The sequence below is a fragment of the uncultured Senegalimassilia sp. genome (genome assembly GCF_934636665.1).
GTDB lineage: Bacteria > Actinomycetota > Coriobacteriia > Coriobacteriales > Eggerthellaceae > Senegalimassilia.
Window position 1 is genome coordinate 77536 of record NZ_CAKUAT010000011.1, and the last position, 17455, is coordinate 94990.

14 protein-coding genes are annotated in these 17455 nt (G+C 63.3%); 5 read left to right on the plus strand and 9 right to left on the minus strand.

The window, feature by feature from the left end; all coding sequences use genetic code 11:
* Nucleotides 1–42 precede the first annotated feature (42 nt).
* Nucleotides 43–4119, plus strand: a complete 4077-nt coding sequence (locus Q0G75_RS05905; RefSeq protein WP_294415945.1) for an ATP-binding protein — start codon at nucleotides 43–45, stop codon at nucleotides 4117–4119.
* A gap of 329 nt (nucleotides 4120–4448) precedes the next feature.
* Here the strand turns inward: Q0G75_RS05905 and gatB are convergent, their stop codons facing one another.
* The 6 genes from gatB to Q0G75_RS05935 all read right to left on the minus strand — a co-directional run bounded on the left by gatB (nucleotide 4449) and on the right by Q0G75_RS05935 (nucleotide 10564).
* On the minus strand, nucleotides 4449–6026 hold the full coding sequence (gene gatB, locus Q0G75_RS05910; protein ID WP_294415881.1) for an Asp-tRNA(Asn)/Glu-tRNA(Gln) amidotransferase subunit GatB: 1578 nt from the start codon (nucleotides 6024–6026) through the stop codon (nucleotides 4449–4451).
* Entirely contained in the window at nucleotides 6026–7513 is a 1488-nt protein-coding gene (gene gatA, locus Q0G75_RS05915) for an Asp-tRNA(Asn)/Glu-tRNA(Gln) amidotransferase subunit GatA (RefSeq protein WP_294415879.1), read from the minus strand. The genes gatB and gatA overlap by 1 nt, the downstream gene beginning before the upstream one ends.
* The gene (gatC, locus tag Q0G75_RS05920; protein WP_042436539.1) at nucleotides 7513–7824 is read right to left on the minus strand and encodes an Asp-tRNA(Asn)/Glu-tRNA(Gln) amidotransferase subunit GatC; all 312 of its coding nucleotides are present in this window, start codon (nucleotides 7822–7824) and stop codon (nucleotides 7513–7515) included. Before gatC ends, gatA begins: the two co-directional genes overlap by 1 nt.
* 342 nt (nucleotides 7825–8166) lie before the next feature.
* Nucleotides 8167–8475, minus strand: a complete 309-nt coding sequence (locus Q0G75_RS05925; RefSeq protein WP_114620917.1) for a CopG family transcriptional regulator — start codon at nucleotides 8473–8475, stop codon at nucleotides 8167–8169.
* Nucleotides 8472–8738 (minus strand): hypothetical protein, encoded by a 267-nt coding sequence (locus tag Q0G75_RS05930; protein ID WP_114620916.1) that lies wholly within the window; start codon nucleotides 8736–8738, stop codon nucleotides 8472–8474. Before Q0G75_RS05930 ends, Q0G75_RS05925 begins: the two co-directional genes overlap by 4 nt.
* A 431-nt stretch (nucleotides 8739–9169) precedes the next feature.
* Entirely contained in the window at nucleotides 9170–10564 is a 1395-nt protein-coding gene (locus Q0G75_RS05935) for a molybdopterin-binding protein (protein WP_294415876.1), read from the minus strand.
* A 347-nt stretch (nucleotides 10565–10911) separates the two neighbouring features.
* Between Q0G75_RS05935 and Q0G75_RS05940 the strand changes: the two genes are divergently transcribed.
* The 4 genes from Q0G75_RS05940 (at nucleotide 10912) to panD (ending at nucleotide 14206) form a co-directional block, all read left to right on the plus strand.
* A complete protein-coding gene (locus Q0G75_RS05940; RefSeq protein ID WP_294415873.1) occupies nucleotides 10912–11844 on the plus strand; it encodes a Rossmann-like and DUF2520 domain-containing protein in 933 nt (310 codons plus the stop codon).
* Nucleotides 11845–11862: 18 nt separating this feature from the next.
* A complete protein-coding gene (gene panB, locus Q0G75_RS05945) occupies nucleotides 11863–12690 on the plus strand; it encodes a 3-methyl-2-oxobutanoate hydroxymethyltransferase (RefSeq protein ID WP_294415872.1) in 828 nt (275 codons plus the stop codon).
* Between the two features lie 235 nt (nucleotides 12691–12925).
* Nucleotides 12926–13774 carry a pantoate--beta-alanine ligase gene (gene panC, locus Q0G75_RS05950; protein WP_294415870.1) on the plus strand — a complete coding sequence of 283 codons (849 nt, stop codon included), beginning with the start codon at nucleotides 12926–12928 and terminating at the stop codon, nucleotides 13772–13774.
* 36 nt (nucleotides 13775–13810) lie between these two features.
* Complete coding sequence (panD, locus tag Q0G75_RS05955; protein WP_294415868.1) at nucleotides 13811–14206, plus strand: aspartate 1-decarboxylase; 396 nt, start codon at nucleotides 13811–13813, stop codon at nucleotides 14204–14206.
* Nucleotides 14207–14421: 215 nt separating this feature from the next.
* Here panD and Q0G75_RS05960 read toward each other — a convergent pair whose 3' ends face one another.
* From Q0G75_RS05960 to Q0G75_RS05970, 3 genes are all read right to left on the minus strand, one after another.
* Nucleotides 14422–14955, minus strand: a complete 534-nt coding sequence (locus Q0G75_RS05960; protein WP_294415864.1) for an adenine phosphoribosyltransferase — start codon at nucleotides 14953–14955, stop codon at nucleotides 14422–14424.
* A 92-nt stretch (nucleotides 14956–15047) separates the two neighbouring features.
* Nucleotides 15048–16235 (minus strand): hypothetical protein, encoded by a 1188-nt coding sequence (locus Q0G75_RS05965; protein WP_294415862.1) that lies wholly within the window; start codon nucleotides 16233–16235, stop codon nucleotides 15048–15050.
* A 99-nt stretch (nucleotides 16236–16334) separates the two neighbouring features.
* A complete protein-coding gene (locus tag Q0G75_RS05970; protein ID WP_294415860.1) occupies nucleotides 16335–17318 on the minus strand; it encodes a WYL domain-containing protein in 984 nt (327 codons plus the stop codon).
* Nucleotides 17319–17455 lie beyond the last annotated feature (137 nt).

Consider the following 17455-nt stretch of genomic DNA (forward strand, 5'->3'; position numbering starts at 1 on the left):
GCCGCAAAGGGGAAGCGAAAGGTATCTTTCCTTCGAGTGCTCATGATCTCGCTTGCCGCGATCGTCCTGATCCAGGGCGCCTTGCCCATCTCGGTCCTCACGTTCAGCGGAGTGAAGAGCACGCTTGAGGACAACGCCATCTCCATCGACGCCCGCGCGGTGGACAACCGCAAGGTGAACCTGGAAAGCGCTATGGTCAAAAGCTGGTCCGGCATATCCCGCGAGACCGTCATCTTCAACTCCGCCCTCTCCGACCAACTTGCCCAATCGGGCCTCGACGTGTCGGAGTTCCTTGCCGATAACGATCAGAAGGAGGCCTTCGTAGCCGCCGCCTTCCCGCGGCTGCTCTCCATCATAGGGGCCAACACCGCCAGCGGCGCGTACCTGATCTTGGGAAACGACGGTGACCTTTCCGCCGCGCAGGACCACATCGGGGCGTTCCTGCGCGATTCCGACCCCACCGGCAGTTCGGATTCCTATTCCGACCTGCTGCTTGAGCGAGGGGACAAGGAAATCGCCCGCGACGCGTCCATCGCCCTTGACAACACCTGGGCGCCGAAACTGCACCTCGCCGGCAACGGCGCGCGCGGCGCCGACGACTTCTTCTACAAACCCTACGAGGCCGCCCTGCAAAACCCGGGCGCCGATGCGAATGCCATGGCGTATTGGTCGCAGCCGTTCGTGCTGGAGGGCAATCCGAGCGACAGCTACCGCATGATCGCCTACTCGGTGCCGCTCATGCTCAACGGGCAGGTGTACGGCGTGCTGGGAATCGAGGTGTCCACCGCATATCTGACGGACTTGCACTTCCCCATATCCGAACTTTGCGGCAGCGAAGCCGGCGGCTACGCCCTTGCGCTGGCGGACGGCAACGGCTCGTACCAGGTCATCACGGGAAACGGTGTGCTCTACAACGCGGTGAACGCCGAAGGGCCCGCCTTCGCACTCAAGGAAACGCGCAATGCGGGCCTTATGCAGGTCGAAGGCGTTACCATGGGCGATCAACAGGTGTACGCGATCGCCGAACCGCTGAAGCTGTATTCGGGCATCGTACCCTACGACGACACGAACTGGGCGGTCGTCGGCCTGTTCTCCGAGGATTCTATCTTCGCCACGGGCAACTCGTTGTACCACCGTCTGGGCGTGACCATCGGCCTTACCACCCTCGGATGCCTGGTGCTGGTGGCGCTGGTCTCGCGCGCCATCAACCGGCCGCTCAGGGACCTAATCGAAAGCGTGCAAGGAGGCATGGAGAAGCTGCACGCGTTCCGCACACCCGTCGCCGAGGTCGACCAGCTCCATAAGGTCATTCTCGACCTTACCGAGGACGGCCTTGAGAAGCAGCACAAGCTCAACGAGGAGAAGGAGCGCTATCGCCTGGCCGTCAAGGGCACCAACGACGCCTTCTTCACCTTCCATCCCGAAACAGGATCCATCGAGATCGTGAACTCCCTCGACGACGGCGAGTACGATGCCACGCGCTTCTGGGACCTGTTCCGCCACGACAGCGCGAACCCCGAGGCGGTGGACGCCATCGAGCAGGCCGTAAGCCTGATGCAGGAGACGAGCATCCAGGTGGAAGCCGTGACCGAACGCTCGCCGCAAGGTCATTGGCTCGAGGTGAGCTCATCGCGCGTTCAGGACGCCGACAACGGGCAAGACTGCATGGTGTGCGTCATCCACGACATCGACGGCAGGAAGCGCCGCGAGATCGAAGCTGCGCGCAAGCAGGCGCTCGACCCCGCGACATCGGCATATCGCTTCAAGCCCGGCATGGACGCCATCGCAGCGGCGCGCGTGGGCGCAGACGCGGGGCAGCTTGTCGTCGTCGAGATCGACGGGTTCGCGAACATCGTGCGCGACTACGGCATCCCCTTCGGCGACGTGCTGCTCAACGAGCTGGCCAAGGTCATGCGCACCTTCAACCACAACAGGGGCGACCACGATGCCATCCTGATGCGCGTCGGCGCCGGGCAGTTCGCCTACTGGCTTCCCGGCAAATGCGCCGGCGATGCGATCGGCGAGGCGACCGAGCTGCAGCGCCGGTTCGCGCGATTGGTCCGCCCCGGAGTGCTGGAGCTGAGCTTCCATGTAGGCGTGGCATCGGCAGAGGATGTCAGGAACACCTCCGAGCTGCTTCGACGGGCGCGCACGGCGCTTCAGGCGTCGATGGAGCATCGTGCAGCCTGCGCATGCTGGGACCCGTCCATGGACGGCTCGTTCGAGCCAAGGCCGTTCGACCCCATATCCTCGTTCAACCACGTCGAGGATATGGGGCTGCCCGCCCTGACGCTGAACCTGCTCGACCGACGCCTTTCGCTGACGGCGGGTATGGACCTGCTTATGCGGCAACTGAACGAGAGGCTCGACGTGACCAACCTGTTCATCACGTCGTTCCAAGAAGACTATCAAACGGCATCGGTGCGCTACTTCTTCGGCCCCATCCCGGGCATCGACGAAGGCGCCGTGTTCCCGCTTTCGCGGGAGGCCGTCGACACGCTGCAACGATTCGGCGAGCAGGGCCTGGTGCATCCCGTGAGCGAGATGCCCATCTTCGCCATGTGCGAGGAGGTGCGCGCTTACTGCGGCGGCGTCGCGTTCACTATGACGAACGCGGGGAAATACTCGGGGGCCGTGTTCTTCCTGAGCAACGCCGGCAAGGCATTCGACGACGATGAGACCGCAAACACTCTGCGCGAGGTGGGCACGATCATCCAAAACCGCATCAACCAAGAGGAGCTTGACCAATCGGCACAGGCGAAGTCCGACTTCCTCGCGCGCATGTCGCACGAGATCCGCACGCCCATGAACGGCATCATCGGCATGACCGAGATAGCCTTGAAACCCGAGCAGAGCGACGAGCGCCGAGTCGATTGCCTGAACAAGGTGCACGCGTCGTCGCTGTACCTGCTCGACCTTCTCAATGGCATCCTGGACATGACGAAGATCGAGAGCGACAAGATGCTGCTCGGCGATGCGCCCTTCAGCATGAGCCACGTGGTAGAGGAGCTCAACGCCGTAAGCGCCGGAAGGCTTGCCGCGCGCAACCAGAAGCTGATCGTGGACATGCGGATGCAGCACGATTGGTTCACGGGCGACGCGCTACGCCTTAGCCAGGTGCTCATCAACCTGGTGGGCAACGCGGTGAAATATTCGCACGATGGCGGCATCATCACGGTGACCATCGAGGAGAGGGCCGCCGGCGCCGGCGCCGCGGGCAGCCTGCCGGTAGGCTGCGAGGCCACGGGGGCTGACGCTGCGGGCGCGGCGAGCGAGTTGCGGGCGGGTTGCGAGACCGCGGGAGCTGACGCACAGGCAACGGAAGGCGCGGCGGCGGGTACGCTTCCGGCAGGCTACGAGGCAGCGGAAGGCGGCACACAGCCGGCGGACCGCGAAGTCACGGGCGCCGAAAAGCGGGCGACGGGGAACGGCGCCCGGACGAACGACACCCGAACGGCAAGCGTGTATTTCGCCGTCACCGATGAGGGCGTGGGCATCGCCGAGGAGGACATCGATCGCATCTTCGCAAAGTTCGAGCAGGTAAACGCCACGGACGCCCGCCAACAGGGCACAGGACTGGGACTCGCCATCAGCAACCGCATCGTGCTCATGATGGGCGATCGCATCCACGCGAACAGCCGCCTCGGGCATGGCAGCACGTTCTATTTCGAGATACCGCTACCGATAACCGACGCAGTCGGCAAGCCGGCAGATGCAGATGCCGAGCAGGTCGATTTCATCGGCAAGCGCGCCTTGGTCGCCGAGGACAACGAGCTGAACATGGAAATCATCACGTACGTGATCGGTGACATGGGATTCACCGTGGATAAGGCGACGAACGGCCAAGAGGCGGTGGACGCGTTCAGGCAGTCCCCTGTTGGGCGCTACGACATCATCTTGATGGACGTCATGATGCCAGTCATGGACGGGCTTACCGCCGCGCACCGCATCCGCTGCCTGGACCGCGCCGACGCCGCCAACGTGCCCATCGTGGCAACCAGCGCGAACGCGTTCGCCGAAGACGTGAAGCGCTCGCTTGCCAGCGGCATGAACGCCCACGTCTCCAAGCCCATCGACCCGGCGAAGCTCGCGAAGGTGCTAGCCAAAGTGATGCGATAAGGGCGCCTGCGGCTTGCGCGCATCGCGCCGCGAGCCCCTGCCTTTGCTAGCGCTGCGCACTGCACGCGGGTTGCAAACGATTGTTGCACCCCACGGCTTACGCGCCGCGAGCCCTCCGCCTTCACTAGCACTGCGCTTTACAGCTTGCCGCAGCGCTCGAGCCGCGCGCAGCAACTGCCGACGGTACACTCTGACCATGTCTGCGTGAGTCGATTCACTTACTCCGAATCGACTCACGCGCATCATCGCTCGCATTGCTTGCACGTCCTATAACGCACGAGGAGCCGCTCATCAGCGGCTCCTCGTTTACGTTTGCGATTGCGTTAACGCTATTCTGCCAGCTTCTTCGCCAGTAACTGGTTGATGATCTTCGGATTGCCCTGGCCGCGCATCTCCTTCATGCACTGGCCCACGAAGAACCCGATGACCTTCGTGTTGCCTTCCTTATAGCGAGCAACCTCGTCGGGGTTCGCCGCGATGATGGCATCCACAACGGCCTCGATGGCGCCGGTGTCCGACACCTGCTTCATGCCACGCTCCTCGACGATGACCGAGGGGTCCTTATCCTCATCCATGATGGCGGAGAACACCTGCTTGGCCTGCTTGGACGAGATGGCGTCCTCGGCGAGCAGCTTCACCAGCTCCACCGCGCGGGCGGGCGTGAGCGGGCTTTGCGCAAGGTCGGCATCCTCGCTGGCGTTGAACCATGCGGTGACGTCGTTGATGGCCAGGTTGGCAACGGGCTTCGCCAACCTGGCGGCATCCTTGCCCGCAACCTCCATGCACGCTTCGAAGAAGTCTGCCGTGGCGCGGTGGTCGACCAGATGGCGAGCATCGTACGCGGACAGGCCGAACTCCTCGGCGAAGCGGGCGGCCTTCTGGTCGGGCAGCTCGGGCAGCTTGGCACGCACGCCTTCGATGAACTCATCGGAGAGGTCATAGGGCGCCAAGTCGGGCTCGGGGAACAGGCGGTAGTCGTCAGCGGTTTCCTTCACGCGCATGACGATGGTGTGTTTCATGGTGGGGTCCCAATGGCGGGTTTCCTGGTAGATTTGACCGCCCTCTTCCAGAACCTCGGCCTGACGGCAAATCTCGTAAGCCAAACCATCATGCAGGTTCTTGAAGGAGTTCATGTTCTTCAGCTCGGTCTTCACGCCCAGCTTCGTGGAGCCGCGGCGACGCAGGCTGACGTTGCCGTCGCAGCGCATGGAGCCTTCCTCCATGGAGCAGTCGGAGATGCCGATGGCCAGATAAATCTGACGTAGCTTCTGCATGAACAGGCGCGCCTCCTCGGGCGTGCGCAGATCGGGCTCGGTGACCAACTCGATGAGCGGCGTGCCGGCGCGGTTGTAGTCAACCAGCGAGTGCGTAGCGCCCGCGATACGGCCCTCATCGCCGCCGATGTGGATCATCTTGCCGGCGTCTTCCTCCATATGGATGCGCGTGATGCCCACGTGGGCCGTGTAGCCGGAATCGGTGACGGTGACGTTCTCGCACGTCTCGCCCGGCTTCAAGCCGGCGATATCGCCGCGTTCCTTGGCTGCCGGACCGTCGACATCCAAATCGAGATGTCCTCGCATGCAGAACGCCACCGGACCCTGCGTGGTCTGGAAGTTCTTAGCCATGTCGGGATACATGTAGTTCTTACGGTAGAACATGCTGTGCTTCTCGATATCGCAGTTCGTGGCCAGGCCGGCAAGCACGATGGACTCGATAGCAGCCTTGTTCGGCACAGGCAGAGCACCCGGAAGACCCAGGCACACCGGGCAGGTGTGCGTGTTCGGATCGGCGCCGAACTCAAGCTTGCAGCCGCAGAACATCTTCGTGTTCAACGTGGTCAGCTCGGCGTGGATCTCCAAGCCGATGACCGCCTCCCAATCCTTGAGGACTTCTTCGAGCTTACGCATTACTCAATCACCTTCCCGTCGGCGAAGTTCGGGGCCACGGGGGCCTTGCCGTAGGCGGCCTCAAGCGCCATGGCGGCGCGGAACATGTTCTCGTCCTTGAACTGCGGGGCGATAAGCTGCACGCCCACGGGCATGCCGCTTTGCGCACCCAAGCCGCACGGCACGCTCATGCCGCCGTTGCCGGCAATGTTGATGGAGATGGTGAACACGTCGGACAGGTACATGGTTGCCGGATCGGCGATCTCGCCGAACTTGAACGCCGTAGCCGGGGCCGTGGGCGCCAAGATGACGTCGCACTGCTCGTAGGCGTTGCGGTAGTCCTGCGTGATGAGCGTGCGGACCTGCTGGGCCGGATAGTAGTACTGCTCGTACACGCCGGCGGAAAGCAGGTAGCTGCCCAGCATGATGCGGCGCTTCGCCTCTTCGCCGAAACCATGGGCGCGGCTTGCCTCGTACTGGCTGCCCAAGTCCTTGTGGCCTTCCTCGCAGTAGCCGTAGCGCACGCTGTCGAAGCGGGCCAGGTTGGAGAACGCCTCGCACGGGCCCAGCACGTAGTAAGCGCTGATGGCGGCGTCAATATGCGGCAGGTCGACCTCGACGATGGTGGCGCCGGCGGCCTCGAGCTTGGCAGCGGCCTCGGACACGCGCTCCGAGACCTCGAAGGACAGGCCCTTGGCGTCCATGAAGCTGCGAACCACGCCGATGCGCATGCCCGCAACGTCCTGTTGGCATGCAGCGCGGAAACCGGCCTTCACGTCCTGCGACGTGCAGTCCAGGGGGTCATGGCCGCACAGGGCGTCCATCGCGGCAGCGGCGTCCTCGACGCTGCGGGCGAACGGGCCGACCTGGTCGAGCGAGCTGCCGAAGGCCACGACGCCGTAACGGCTGACCGTGCCGTACGTGGGCTTCACGCCCACGATGCCGCAGAAGCTGGCGGGCTGGCGGATGGAGCCGCCCGTGTCGGAGCCCAGCGTGACGCACGCCATGCCCGCGGCGACCGCCGCCGCAGAGCCGCCCGAGCTGCCGCCCGGAACACGACCCAGATCCCACGGGTTGCGCGTGGGGCCGAACGCGGAGGACTCGGTGGTGGAACCGAACGCGAACTCGTCCATGTTCAGCTTGCCCAGCGGCAGACCGCCGGCGTCGATGATGCGCTGCACGCACGTTGCGGTGTACGGGGACACGTAGTTTTCCAGCATGCGGGAGGAGCAGGTGGTGTGCGTGCCCGTCATGTTCATGTTGTCCTTGAACGCCACCGGCACGCCGGCCAGCGGGCCGAGCGTATCGAACGTGCCGTCGGCGATGGCCTGGTCCACGCGCTGCGCGGCGGCCATGGCAGCCTCGGAGGTGACCTCCAGGAACGCATGCACCTGAGAATCGGCCTGCGCGATGCGGTCGAGGCTTGCCTGCGCAACCTCGCAGGCGGTGAACTGCTTGGATGCCAGACCCTCGCGGATCTGCGCGATGCCCATATCGGAGATGGCCATTACGCATCGCCCCCTTCGCCCAGGATGGACGGAATCAGGAAGCTGCCGTCCTGCTGCTTCGGCGCGTTCTCAAGCGCAACCTGCTGCGTGAACGACTCGGTTTCCACATCCTCGCGCATGACGTTGGACAGGCTTCCGATGGGATGGAACGTAGGCTCCACGCCCTCGAGGTCCAGCTGCTTGATGGACTGCAGCGTTTCGATGATGTTGTTCAGATCGACCGTCATCTCGGAGAGCTCCTCCCCGGAAAGGCCGATGCGCGCGTATTCCGCGATGCCGCGGACCTCGCGCTCGGTAAGGTATTGGGTCATTGGTTTCTTTCCTTTCGATTCCAACGCACGTGTTAGCGGCTACGCTGCAAAGCGACAACTACCCCGCATCCGATCGACGCCGATGCAGTAGCAGCACCCGCGGGCACACCCGGGGAAGCCACCGCAATCGCGACACTTGCGGACACGCCCGGGGAAGCCGACACGATGGCGACGCCCGCGGACACGCCGGGAAAGCCGGCGCAACCCAGCTCCACGCACGCTGAAAGCGGTTAGACCGTTAACTTGGCTATGATAGCAAACAAGCCCGCCCATCAGGCCGCGAACCCTCAGGCGACAGCGATTCGATAGACACGGAACCCAGCCCCATCGCGACGCTGACCGCTACGCAATACCAGCGAGCTTCAAATCTTCATCTACCAGATGGCGAAGATATTCCGACCGTTTCATCCCAAGCTGCGCTGCGCGGATGTCTATGAGCAGGATTTTATTCACCGGCTCTTTAAACCCCACCTGCTTCATTTCCTCATCGAACATAAGAGGGCGGCCGGGACCATAACCCGGCGCATACACAACAGGACCGCTGGGCTCGCCGTGGAAAACGCCCGCCGTTGCATCAGCTTCCATCTTGTCGAGTTGTTCAGGAGTGTATCCGAACCGCTTTTCAACTTCTTCAGCAGTTAACACCGTCATCGCTTCCTCCTTACAAGCCCCAGTTCCTTTAAGACCTTTTCAGTAGGCGGCTTCATCGCATGATAGACAAGGACACCTTGCCATTTCAGCGAGGCAACCAATTCGATGGCCTCGCCCTTTGCCGAAAGGCCGATTGCGACGATCGTTTCCTCGCATGGTGCCGTTCTGAGTCTCATGGCCACGATGCTGTTCCATGCTTGCAAGATCTCATCGCTTGTGACGCCATGCTTGAAAGCATGCACATCTATCTGTACGTCATCCATTAATTCCTCGAATTTCGTACAACGATATTTTAGCATGCCTTATCTGCGAAAACTATCGTTGCATTCCGTGGTTTCGAGGATCTTGCAGAAGAGGAAAGGGCACCCCGGAGACGGATGCCGGCCACGACATTCCCGCAGGCCCAACGCCCGAAGGGAAAGCATCTGCACTGGCTCATGTGATGCAAGGATTCTAGCACACGCACAGATGTTCGTGCAAGTCGAAAACCGAACATATTTTCGCTAATTTAGGCACAAGCAAACGCGCGATGGCAAGACGGCCGAGCAGCCGTTCTTCGCACGCATATGCAAAAGGCCGCATCGCCTTCGAAACGGCGATGCGGCCTTAGCAGCTGCGGGAAGCCCGCGAGCTCATCAAACGACGTCGCAGACGTCGCCCCCAGGCGGGCGCAGCGAATTCCGAACAGGTCGAGCTATCTCCACTCCGCCCAGATCACGTCGCCGCGCTCGGGGGCCTTAATGCCCGGGCCGTTGGGCAACATATAGTAGGCGTTGGCCTCGAAGCTCTCCGGGCTGCCGGGGCGCCCGGGCACGGGCCAGGCGCGCAGCGTGCCGTCCTCGGCACGCTCGGCACGCAGCAGCTTGATGCCGAAGAACTCGGGCTCGCCGGGCTTGTGCGCAGGATGCTCCGCGGGCCTGTCCTCGCCGCGGACCGGGCCGCCATGTCCCTTCGGACCGTGCCCACCTGCCGGGAACGCCTCAGCCAGCACCATGGGCGTGCGCGGAACCTCGGGGTCCAAGCCGGAAAACGCGCGCATGAGCGGGCGCAGGTAGAAGTTCAGCGTGAACGACGCGCCGGCGCTGGGGCCCGAGATGCCCACGATGGGCGTGCCATCGACGATGGCGAAGCTGGAATGGTGCCCCGGGCCGTGGTTCGTCTGATGGCAGATCATCTGCCCCATCTGCTCCATGACCTCGCAAGACCAGTCATCGCTTCCCTTCGACGACCCCGCGTTGAGCACCACGGTGTCGGCCTGCTCGACGGCTTGCGCGATGGCCTCCTCGATGGCGTCGCGGCGGTCGGGAACGATATCGAACGGGACGAAACGCCCGCCCCACTGCTCGCATTTCGCCTTCACGAGCACGCTGTTCATCTCGAAGTTGCGCCCGCGGGCCGCGAAGGATGCGGCGCGGTCGGGGTCGAACGGCACGCCGGGAGCCACCAACTCGTTGCCCGTGGGGATGAACGCCACGCGCGGGCGGCGCACCACCGGCACCGACCCGTTGTTGCCCGAGCCCATGCGCGCCGCCAGGTCGGGCGTGATCAGCTGGCCTGCGCGGCCCAGCACATCGCCGCGACGCATGGTGCTGCCTACCGGACGCGTGCCCACACCGGGCCTCGACGGCGCTGCATCGATGATCACATGCTGCTCATCTGCGGAAACCTGCGCATGCTCGATGACGATGGCCGTGTCGAACCCTTCCGGCATGGCAACACCGGTGTTTGCGAACTCCCAGTCCCGGCCGCGCACCCACGCGCTGGTGTCGGGCACTTCGCCATCTGCCAGGTCGACAAAATCGGACCAGTGCAGCGCGATGGAATCCATGGCGCAGGTGAGCGCGCTGGGCATGTCGTTCACGGCGCATACGTCATACGCCAGCACGCGCCCTACCGATTCCGCCAGGGAAACGCGCTCCACCAGCTTGCGCGCAACCTCACGCGCATGGAATTTCCCGGCATCGGCGCCTTTTGCCTGCGCCTGCACGCCGCGCCAGCCGAAACCCTCCGGCAGCGCGTCCAACGCCGCCAACGTCGCCGCAACCGCCTCCTCGCGCGACAGCTGTATATGTTGCGAATGGTCCCTCATGGCCGCCTCTTTCCCTGATGCTCAGCGCAAAGCCGACGCATTGCGCGCACGCAACCCGCCGCCCGCCGCCCGATACCCGACCGCCCGGATGACGACGAGACGCAGCGCGCGTCACCTGCCTACGCCGAGAGCTTGCCCTCGGCAAGCTATTCTCGGTTGAATACAACCCGAACTATAGTCCAACTTCATCTGTTTGCGTGCCTTTCATTTGGATTCGGAATCGAATGCCCACGACGCTTGCATCGGCGCTTCGCCACGGCGTATACTGCCCCCTCGTAAAGGAGCGCGGGTGACCCGGAACAAGTCCAGGCATCCAGCCTCGCAGCAAAGAAACGAAAGGCACTGACGTGACCGTATCGGTTGGTTCGTGCCCCGCAGAACGTGACGCGCGCTTGCGCGTGGGGTTCGTGGGAGCCGGCAAAATCGGGTTCGCCCTGGGAACGCATCTGTTCGAACACGGTTCGAAGGTCTCAGGCTATGCAAGCCGCACGCAAAAGGCGGCGCTTTGGGCATCGCAGTGCACGCATTCCGTTTCCTTTTCCTCGCTGCAAGCGCTTCTTGATTCCACGAACCTCATCTTCATAACCGTGCCCGATGGCGCCATCGCCGAAGCGGCAGGCCAGCTGGCCGACGCCGCGGCGAGCACGCCGGCAGGCAGCCTTTCCGGAAAATTGGTGTGCCACGCAAGCGGCGCGCTGACCTCCGGAGAGCTCGACGCATGCCGAAAAGCCGGGGCAGCCTGCGCGAGCGTTCACCCACTGTGCGCCGTGCCCGACGTCCCGACCAGCGCCGATGCGCCCGATCGCCTTGCCGGCATGTTCTTCGCGCTTGAAGGCGACCAGGCTGCGGTCAACGCGGCAGGCGCGCTGCTGGATGCGGCGGGCAACCCGCACTGCACCATCGCAGCCGACGCGAAGGTTCGCTATCACGCCGCGGCGGTGTTCCTGAGCAATCTGGTGTGCGGCCTTGCCTCCGAGGGGCTGGGCATTCTGGAGGGCTGCGGGTTCACGCCTGAGCAAGCTCTGCAGGCCGCCGGCCCGCTGTTCACCGGAAATTGCGCCGCCATCGCGCAAAAGGGCCCGCAAAATGCCCTATCCGGCCCCATCGAGCGCAACGACATCGAAACGGTGCGCAAGCATCTGGCCGCATTGGACGGGCAGGCGCGCGAAACCTACGCCACGCTGTCGCTTTCCGTTTGCGAACTGGCCGCGCGGCGCCACCCCGAACGCGATCACGCCCCGATGAGGAATCTGCTGGAATCAGCACAAACCCGCAGGTAAAGCGAAGGAGAGAAACCCATGAAGAACACCGTGGCAACGTTCGCCCAGGCCAAGGCCGAGGGCCGCAAGCTCGCCATGCTCACGGCCTACGATTACTCCACCGCGAAGCTCGAGGACGAGGCCGGCATCGACGGCATCCTCATCGGCGACTCGCTGGGCAACGTGGTGCTCGGTTACGAGGACACCCTGTCCGTGACCGTTGAGGACATGATCCACCACAGCGCCGCCGTCGCCCGCGGCGCCAAGAACGCCCTGATCGTCTGCGACATGCCGTTCTTGTCCTACGAGGTCAGCGTGCCCGACGCCGTGCGCAACGCCGGCCGCCTGCTCAAGGAAGGCCGCGCGAACTGCGTGAAGCTGGAGGGCGGCGAAGAGGTGTGCCCGCAGGTTGCCGCCATGGTGGCCGCCGGCATCCCCGTCATGGGGCACCTGGGCCTGACGCCGCAGTCCATCAACGCGTTCGGCGGCTTCAAGGTGCAGGGCAAGAGCGAGGCCGCTGCCCGCAAGCTGATCTCCGACGCGAAGGCGCTCGAGGCTGCCGGCGCGTTCGCCATCGTGCTCGAGGCCGTGCCCGCCAAGCTTGCCGCCCTGATCACCAAGGAAGTGGGCGTCCCCACCATCGGCATCGGCGCCGGCGCCGGCTGCGACGGCCAGATCCTCGTTTACCAGGACATGCTGGGTATGTTCAGCGACTTCTGCCCGAAGTTCGTCAAGCGCTTCGCGAACGTGGGCGAGGCCATGCGCGACGGCTTCGCCAGCTACATCAACGAGGTGCGCGAGGGCTCCTTCCCCTCCGCCGAGCACACGTTCAAGATCGACGACGAAGTGCTCGAGAAGCTGTACTAGCCGATAACGGGCTGATGGGGCAACCGAGGCAACCTTGCCGCGCCCGCCCGCCCCATCAGCCCCACGATCATATCGGCTTGCAATGGATCCGAACGCCAGCGCGCCCGGATCCATTGCAAGCCGATCAGAACCCCAATGCAATAAGCCGCGTGGGGGTGCCGAGACCTGCTGCGTCCACGGCGCTTCGATTTCCGCCGCTTCCCGATTCATCGCACCCGAAAGGAAACCTACTAAAATGCTTACCGTTGCCACCACCCCCGAACAGGCGAAACAGGTTATCAGCGAGTGGAAGGCGCAGGGCCTGAGCGTGGGCCTCGTTCCTACCATGGGCTACCTGCATGAGGGCCACGAGAGCCTGATCAAGCGCGCCGTCACCGAGAACGACCGCGTCATGGTCAGCGTGTTCGTCAACCCCATCCAGTTCGCCCCGGGCGAGGACCTGGAAACCTACCCGCGCGACTTCGATGCCGACAAGCGCCTGATCGAGGGCGCCGGCGCCACGCTGGTGTTCCATCCCGAGCCCGCCGACCTGTACTTCCCCGATGCGTGCACCTACGTCAACGTGGAGGGTATCACCGCCGAGCTGTGCGGCAAGACGCGCCCGACGCACTTCCGCGGCGTGTGCACCGTCGTCAACAAGCTCATGAACATCTCCCAGGCCGACCGCGCCTACTTCGGCCAGAAGGACGCCCAGCAGCTGGCCGTCATCCGCCGCATGGTGCGCGACCTGAACATGAACGTACAGGTTGTGGGCTGCCCCATCGTGCGCGAGGAGGACGGTCTGGCGAAAAGTTCGCGCAACACCTACCTGTCCGCCGAAGAGCGCGCAGCCGCGCTCGTGCTCTCGCGTGCCGTGGCCGAGGGCCAGCGCCTGATGGAAGCCGGCGAGCGCTCCGCCGCCACGGTGCTCGACGCCATGAAGCAGCTCATCGAGGCCGAGCCCCTGGCGCGCATCGACTACGTCGAGATGGTGTCATGGGACGGCATCAAGCCTGTCGAGACCGTCGACGGCCCGGTTCTGGTGGCCATGGCCGTCTACATCGGCAAGACGCGCCTCATCGACAACTTCATCTTCGGCGAATAACTTCGATTTTCAAAACCTACGAAAGGACCAATAACCGTGTTCTCTACCATGCTGAAGGGCAAGATCCACCGCGCCACCGTCGTCCAGGCCGAGCTTGACTACGTGGGCAGCATCACCGTCGACGAGGACCTGATGGATGCCGCGGACATCCGCGAGTACGAGCAGGTGCAGATCGTCGACGTGAATAACGGCCAGCGCTTCGAGACTTACGTCATCGCAGGTCAGCGCGGCAGCGGCATGATCTGCCTCAACGGCGCCGCCGCCCGCTGCGTCTCGGTGGGCGACAAGGTGATCATCATGTGCTACGCCCTGATGACCCCCGAAGAGGCCGACGCAAACCCGCCGCGCGTGGTGTTCGTCGACGACGACAACCGCCCCGAGCGCATCACGCGCTACGAACGCCATGGCCGACTGGAGGACATGGACCGCTAGCGCTCCGATAAAATCGGGCGCTTAGCGCTGCGTCCCCGAAGCGGTCCGCGCAACGCGCCCGGACCGCTAGCGCGCTTTGGCAGAACGACGGTCAGGGCTACGTCGCCAAAGAGGCTCGAAGCTCAAGGACGAAGACATCGGAAATGAACAGAGGCCGGGATACGCAGAGCAGCTGCACATCCCGGCCTCTTGCGTTGTTAGAGCAGCGATACCCTTTAGTGCACCTGCACAAGGGAGAAGACGTCGGCATCGGTAACCTTGGCAATTGCCTGGCGCGGATTCAAGAACGCCAGCTCCATGAGGAAGCCCATGCCCGCCAGCGAAGCGCCGAACTGCTTGATAAGCTTGGCTTGCGCCTCGGCGGTGCCGCCCGTGGCAACCAGGTCGTCCACGATCAGCACCACGTCTTCGGGGTCGATGGCGTCGGCGTGGATCTGCAGCTCGTCGCTTCCGTACTCCAAGTCATAGCTTTCGCTGCGCACCTCGCGCGGCAGCTTGCCCGGCTTGCGTGCGGGCACGAAGCCGGCATGCAGACGATACGCAACCGGCGCGCCGATCATAAAGCCTCGGGCCTCGGCGCCGACAACCTTAGTCACGCCTGCATCCTTAAAGTGCTCGGCGATGGCATCGATGGTGGCCTCGAAACCGTCCGGATCCTTCAACAGCGTGGTGATGTCCTTGAACACCACGCCCGGTTTCGGATAATCGACGATGTCGGTGATGTGGCCTTCGAAATCGAACGACGACATGGCGGTCCTTTCCTAGAATATGCGACCAGGTCATTGTAGCGCCACCGGGCGCGACAGGCGCCGCCGCACGCCGAAATCGGACGCTTCCGGCGTTAATGCCCACGAACCCACATGTTCGCCACGCCGAAACGCTGCAGCTCCTCGAACAAAAACGGCAGGTAATACGGCCACGCGCCGGAACCTTTGCTGGAAAAGCCCTGCGCATCGCTAAGCACCTCTACGCTCCACTCCAAGCTATCATCCTGAGCGGCATACGGCTGATAGGCCTCCTCCCACGAGGCCAGCTCGAAGCCGAGCAACTGCCCGCGCAATGCGGCGGCATCCTCGGGGTCCAGCTGCAAAAACTCGCGTTGCCCCATCACGCCCAGCTCCTGCTCGAGCGCTGCACCCAACTCGTCGAACGTGATGCGCACGGTGCTGCGGTTCTCCACGGAGCCGCGCATGGCCAGGTTGAACTCCACCATGCGCGCGCAACGCAGCACCTCGAAGCGCCGGTCCACACGCTGGCCCTCGTCCACATCGTGCTGACCTACGATAAGCTGCTCGCCCGAACGAGCTCGGTAACACCCTGCCGGGACCAGCGAGTCGCCATCGATGCGCAAAATGCCATCGACATCGAACTTCGCACCCGAGGGCAGCGGCCTCCATTGCGCATACGAGTCGGAACACTCGCCCAGGCGCTGCAATGCGCGGCGGCATTTCTCCAGGTTGCCGCGATAATAGTCGAACCCGTCATCAAGAGCCGCCTCGAAGTTCGCCGCCGCCTGCACATAATATGCCTGAGCCAGCGCATCATCGCACGCGCAGCCGCGCCCATACTCGAAACAACCCCCGAGCCTGAAAGCCGAGCTTCCCAGCCAATCGGGCTCGTTGCGACCCTGCGCAAGCCGATGCGCCTTACCGTACAGAGCAAACGCCCGGATATCCGCCGCGGATTCGTCCTCAACGTCGATGTTGCGCCAATACAGCATGTCGCCGAGCTTGTACAGCGCCTCCGGATGCTCGCAAAACGCCGCCTGCTCGAACAGCTCCATCGCCAGCTTGGCGTCCTCTTCGCCCAGACGACCGTATTCATAGATGTAGCCCAGGTTCACCGCGGCCTGCGGGTTGCCGAAACTCAGGCTTTTCTCATAGAACCGCCGCGCCGCCTCGAAGCACCGCTTGTCATCGGAGGCAAGTCCGTCATTGTAAAACCGCGCGCCGATGTCCAGCGACAAGCCGCCGCGTTGCTGGCTGTCACGCGCTTCGTCGTATGAGGGGTCAAGATTGCGTAGGTCCATGTGGTTCCCTTCGAGATATACCCTTCCACCATAGCAGAGAATCAGCAGGAACGGCCCGAAGCTGCTGTGCGCAAGAAGGAACGGACGAACGCGATGCGGCTATTCGTAGTCCTGCAGCAGCTTGCGCAGGTACTCGGCATACCCTTGCCGCAAGCTTGACGGCGACTCTACCGTGATCTGGCCGGCGAACTGGGATATCCAGCCGAAGAACACCGGCGTCGCCATGGCCGCCACGATTACCCGAGCGGTACCGTCGCCCATATCGCTCACGCGCGCGTCCTTCCCGAAACGATCGACCACGGCGTTCATAGCGCTTTCCCTTACGCGCAAAACCGCGCGCACCGAGCTGCCCGAGAACATGCCGAACACGCGACGGTCGTACTCATCCGCATCGAACGTGGCAATGCGGGCGTTTCGCGTAGCGCGCTGCTGCGTCACGCGAATGTCGCACATGCGGTCGACGCGGTAGTTGGCGAAGTCGTCGTACTTCTCGCTGTAGCAGACCAGGTAGTAGAAGCCGTCGGAGTACATCAGCTGCACCGGCGTTTGCGTGTACGCTTTACCGTCATGGCGCAGTTGCACCTGAGCCGAACAATCGTAACTGGTGTATTTGAACGACAGCATGCGCTTGGCGGCGATGGTCTCTTGGATGATGTCAACGTTGCGGAATACGCTATCGTTTTGGCTTTTCACTCGCCCGCCGACATGCACCTGCTTCTCAAGGCCTTTCACCTGATGTTTCGACCCAAGGCTTTTGATGGAGCGAACGAGCGAGCTCGATTGCCGCGCCGTGATGAAACGGCTTCCCTGCACCGCATCGATAAGCAGCAGCAGCTCGGATTTGGCGAACGGGCGCTTGGCAAGGAAGTAGCGCACGGGTTTGACGTGCTGTCGCTGAATCTCGATGCCCGCGTTGTTCAGCGCCTCGAAATCGCGGTAGATAGCCTTGCGCTCCGCGGACACGCCCGCCGCCTCCAGCTCCTCGAGGATCTGCTCAAGCGTCAATCCCTGCTCGTCGTCGGTGTTCTCGAACATGATCTTCAGCAGCGCCAACAAACGCTCTTTGCTGACTTCCTTCGCCATACGGACCCCTCACACAGCTTCCTTCGCGCACATTGCGCATCTGCATATGATAGGCGATTAAGTGAGTGAGTGAGTGAGTGAGTGAGTGAGTGAGTGAGTGAGTGAGTGAGTGAGTGAGTGAGTGAGTGAGTGAGTGA

What these genes read in the sequence shown, in the direction of transcription:
- Q0G75_RS05960 (WP_294415864.1), bottom strand. Translation starts at nt 14,955, where the DNA reads ATGTCGTCGTTCGATTTCGAAGGCCACATCACCGACATCGTCGATTAT.
- Q0G75_RS05930 (WP_114620916.1), bottom strand. Translation starts at nt 8,738, where the DNA reads ATGGATGACGTACAGATAGATGTGCATGCTTTCAAGCATGGCGTCACA.
- gatB (WP_294415881.1), bottom strand. Translation starts at nt 6,026, where the DNA reads ATGCGTAAGCTCGAAGAAGTCCTCAAGGATTGGGAGGCGGTCATCGGC.
- Q0G75_RS05965 (WP_294415862.1), bottom strand. Translation starts at nt 16,235, where the DNA reads ATGGACCTACGCAATCTTGACCCCTCATACGACGAAGCGCGTGACAGC.
- panC (WP_294415870.1), top strand. Translation starts at nt 12,926, where the DNA reads ATGCTTACCGTTGCCACCACCCCCGAACAGGCGAAACAGGTTATCAGC.
- Q0G75_RS05905 (WP_294415945.1), top strand. Translation starts at nt 43, where the DNA reads ATGATCTCGCTTGCCGCGATCGTCCTGATCCAGGGCGCCTTGCCCATC.
- gatA (WP_294415879.1), bottom strand. Translation starts at nt 7,513, where the DNA reads ATGGCCATCTCCGATATGGGCATCGCGCAGATCCGCGAGGGTCTGGCA.
- Q0G75_RS05925 (WP_114620917.1), bottom strand. Translation starts at nt 8,475, where the DNA reads ATGACGGTGTTAACTGCTGAAGAAGTTGAAAAGCGGTTCGGATACACT.
- panB (WP_294415872.1), top strand. Translation starts at nt 11,863, where the DNA reads ATGAAGAACACCGTGGCAACGTTCGCCCAGGCCAAGGCCGAGGGCCGC.
- Q0G75_RS05935 (WP_294415876.1), bottom strand. Translation starts at nt 10,564, where the DNA reads ATGAGGGACCATTCGCAACATATACAGCTGTCGCGCGAGGAGGCGGTT.
- gatC (WP_042436539.1), bottom strand. Translation starts at nt 7,824, where the DNA reads ATGACCCAATACCTTACCGAGCGCGAGGTCCGCGGCATCGCGGAATAC.
- Q0G75_RS05970 (WP_294415860.1), bottom strand. Translation starts at nt 17,318, where the DNA reads ATGGCGAAGGAAGTCAGCAAAGAGCGTTTGTTGGCGCTGCTGAAGATC.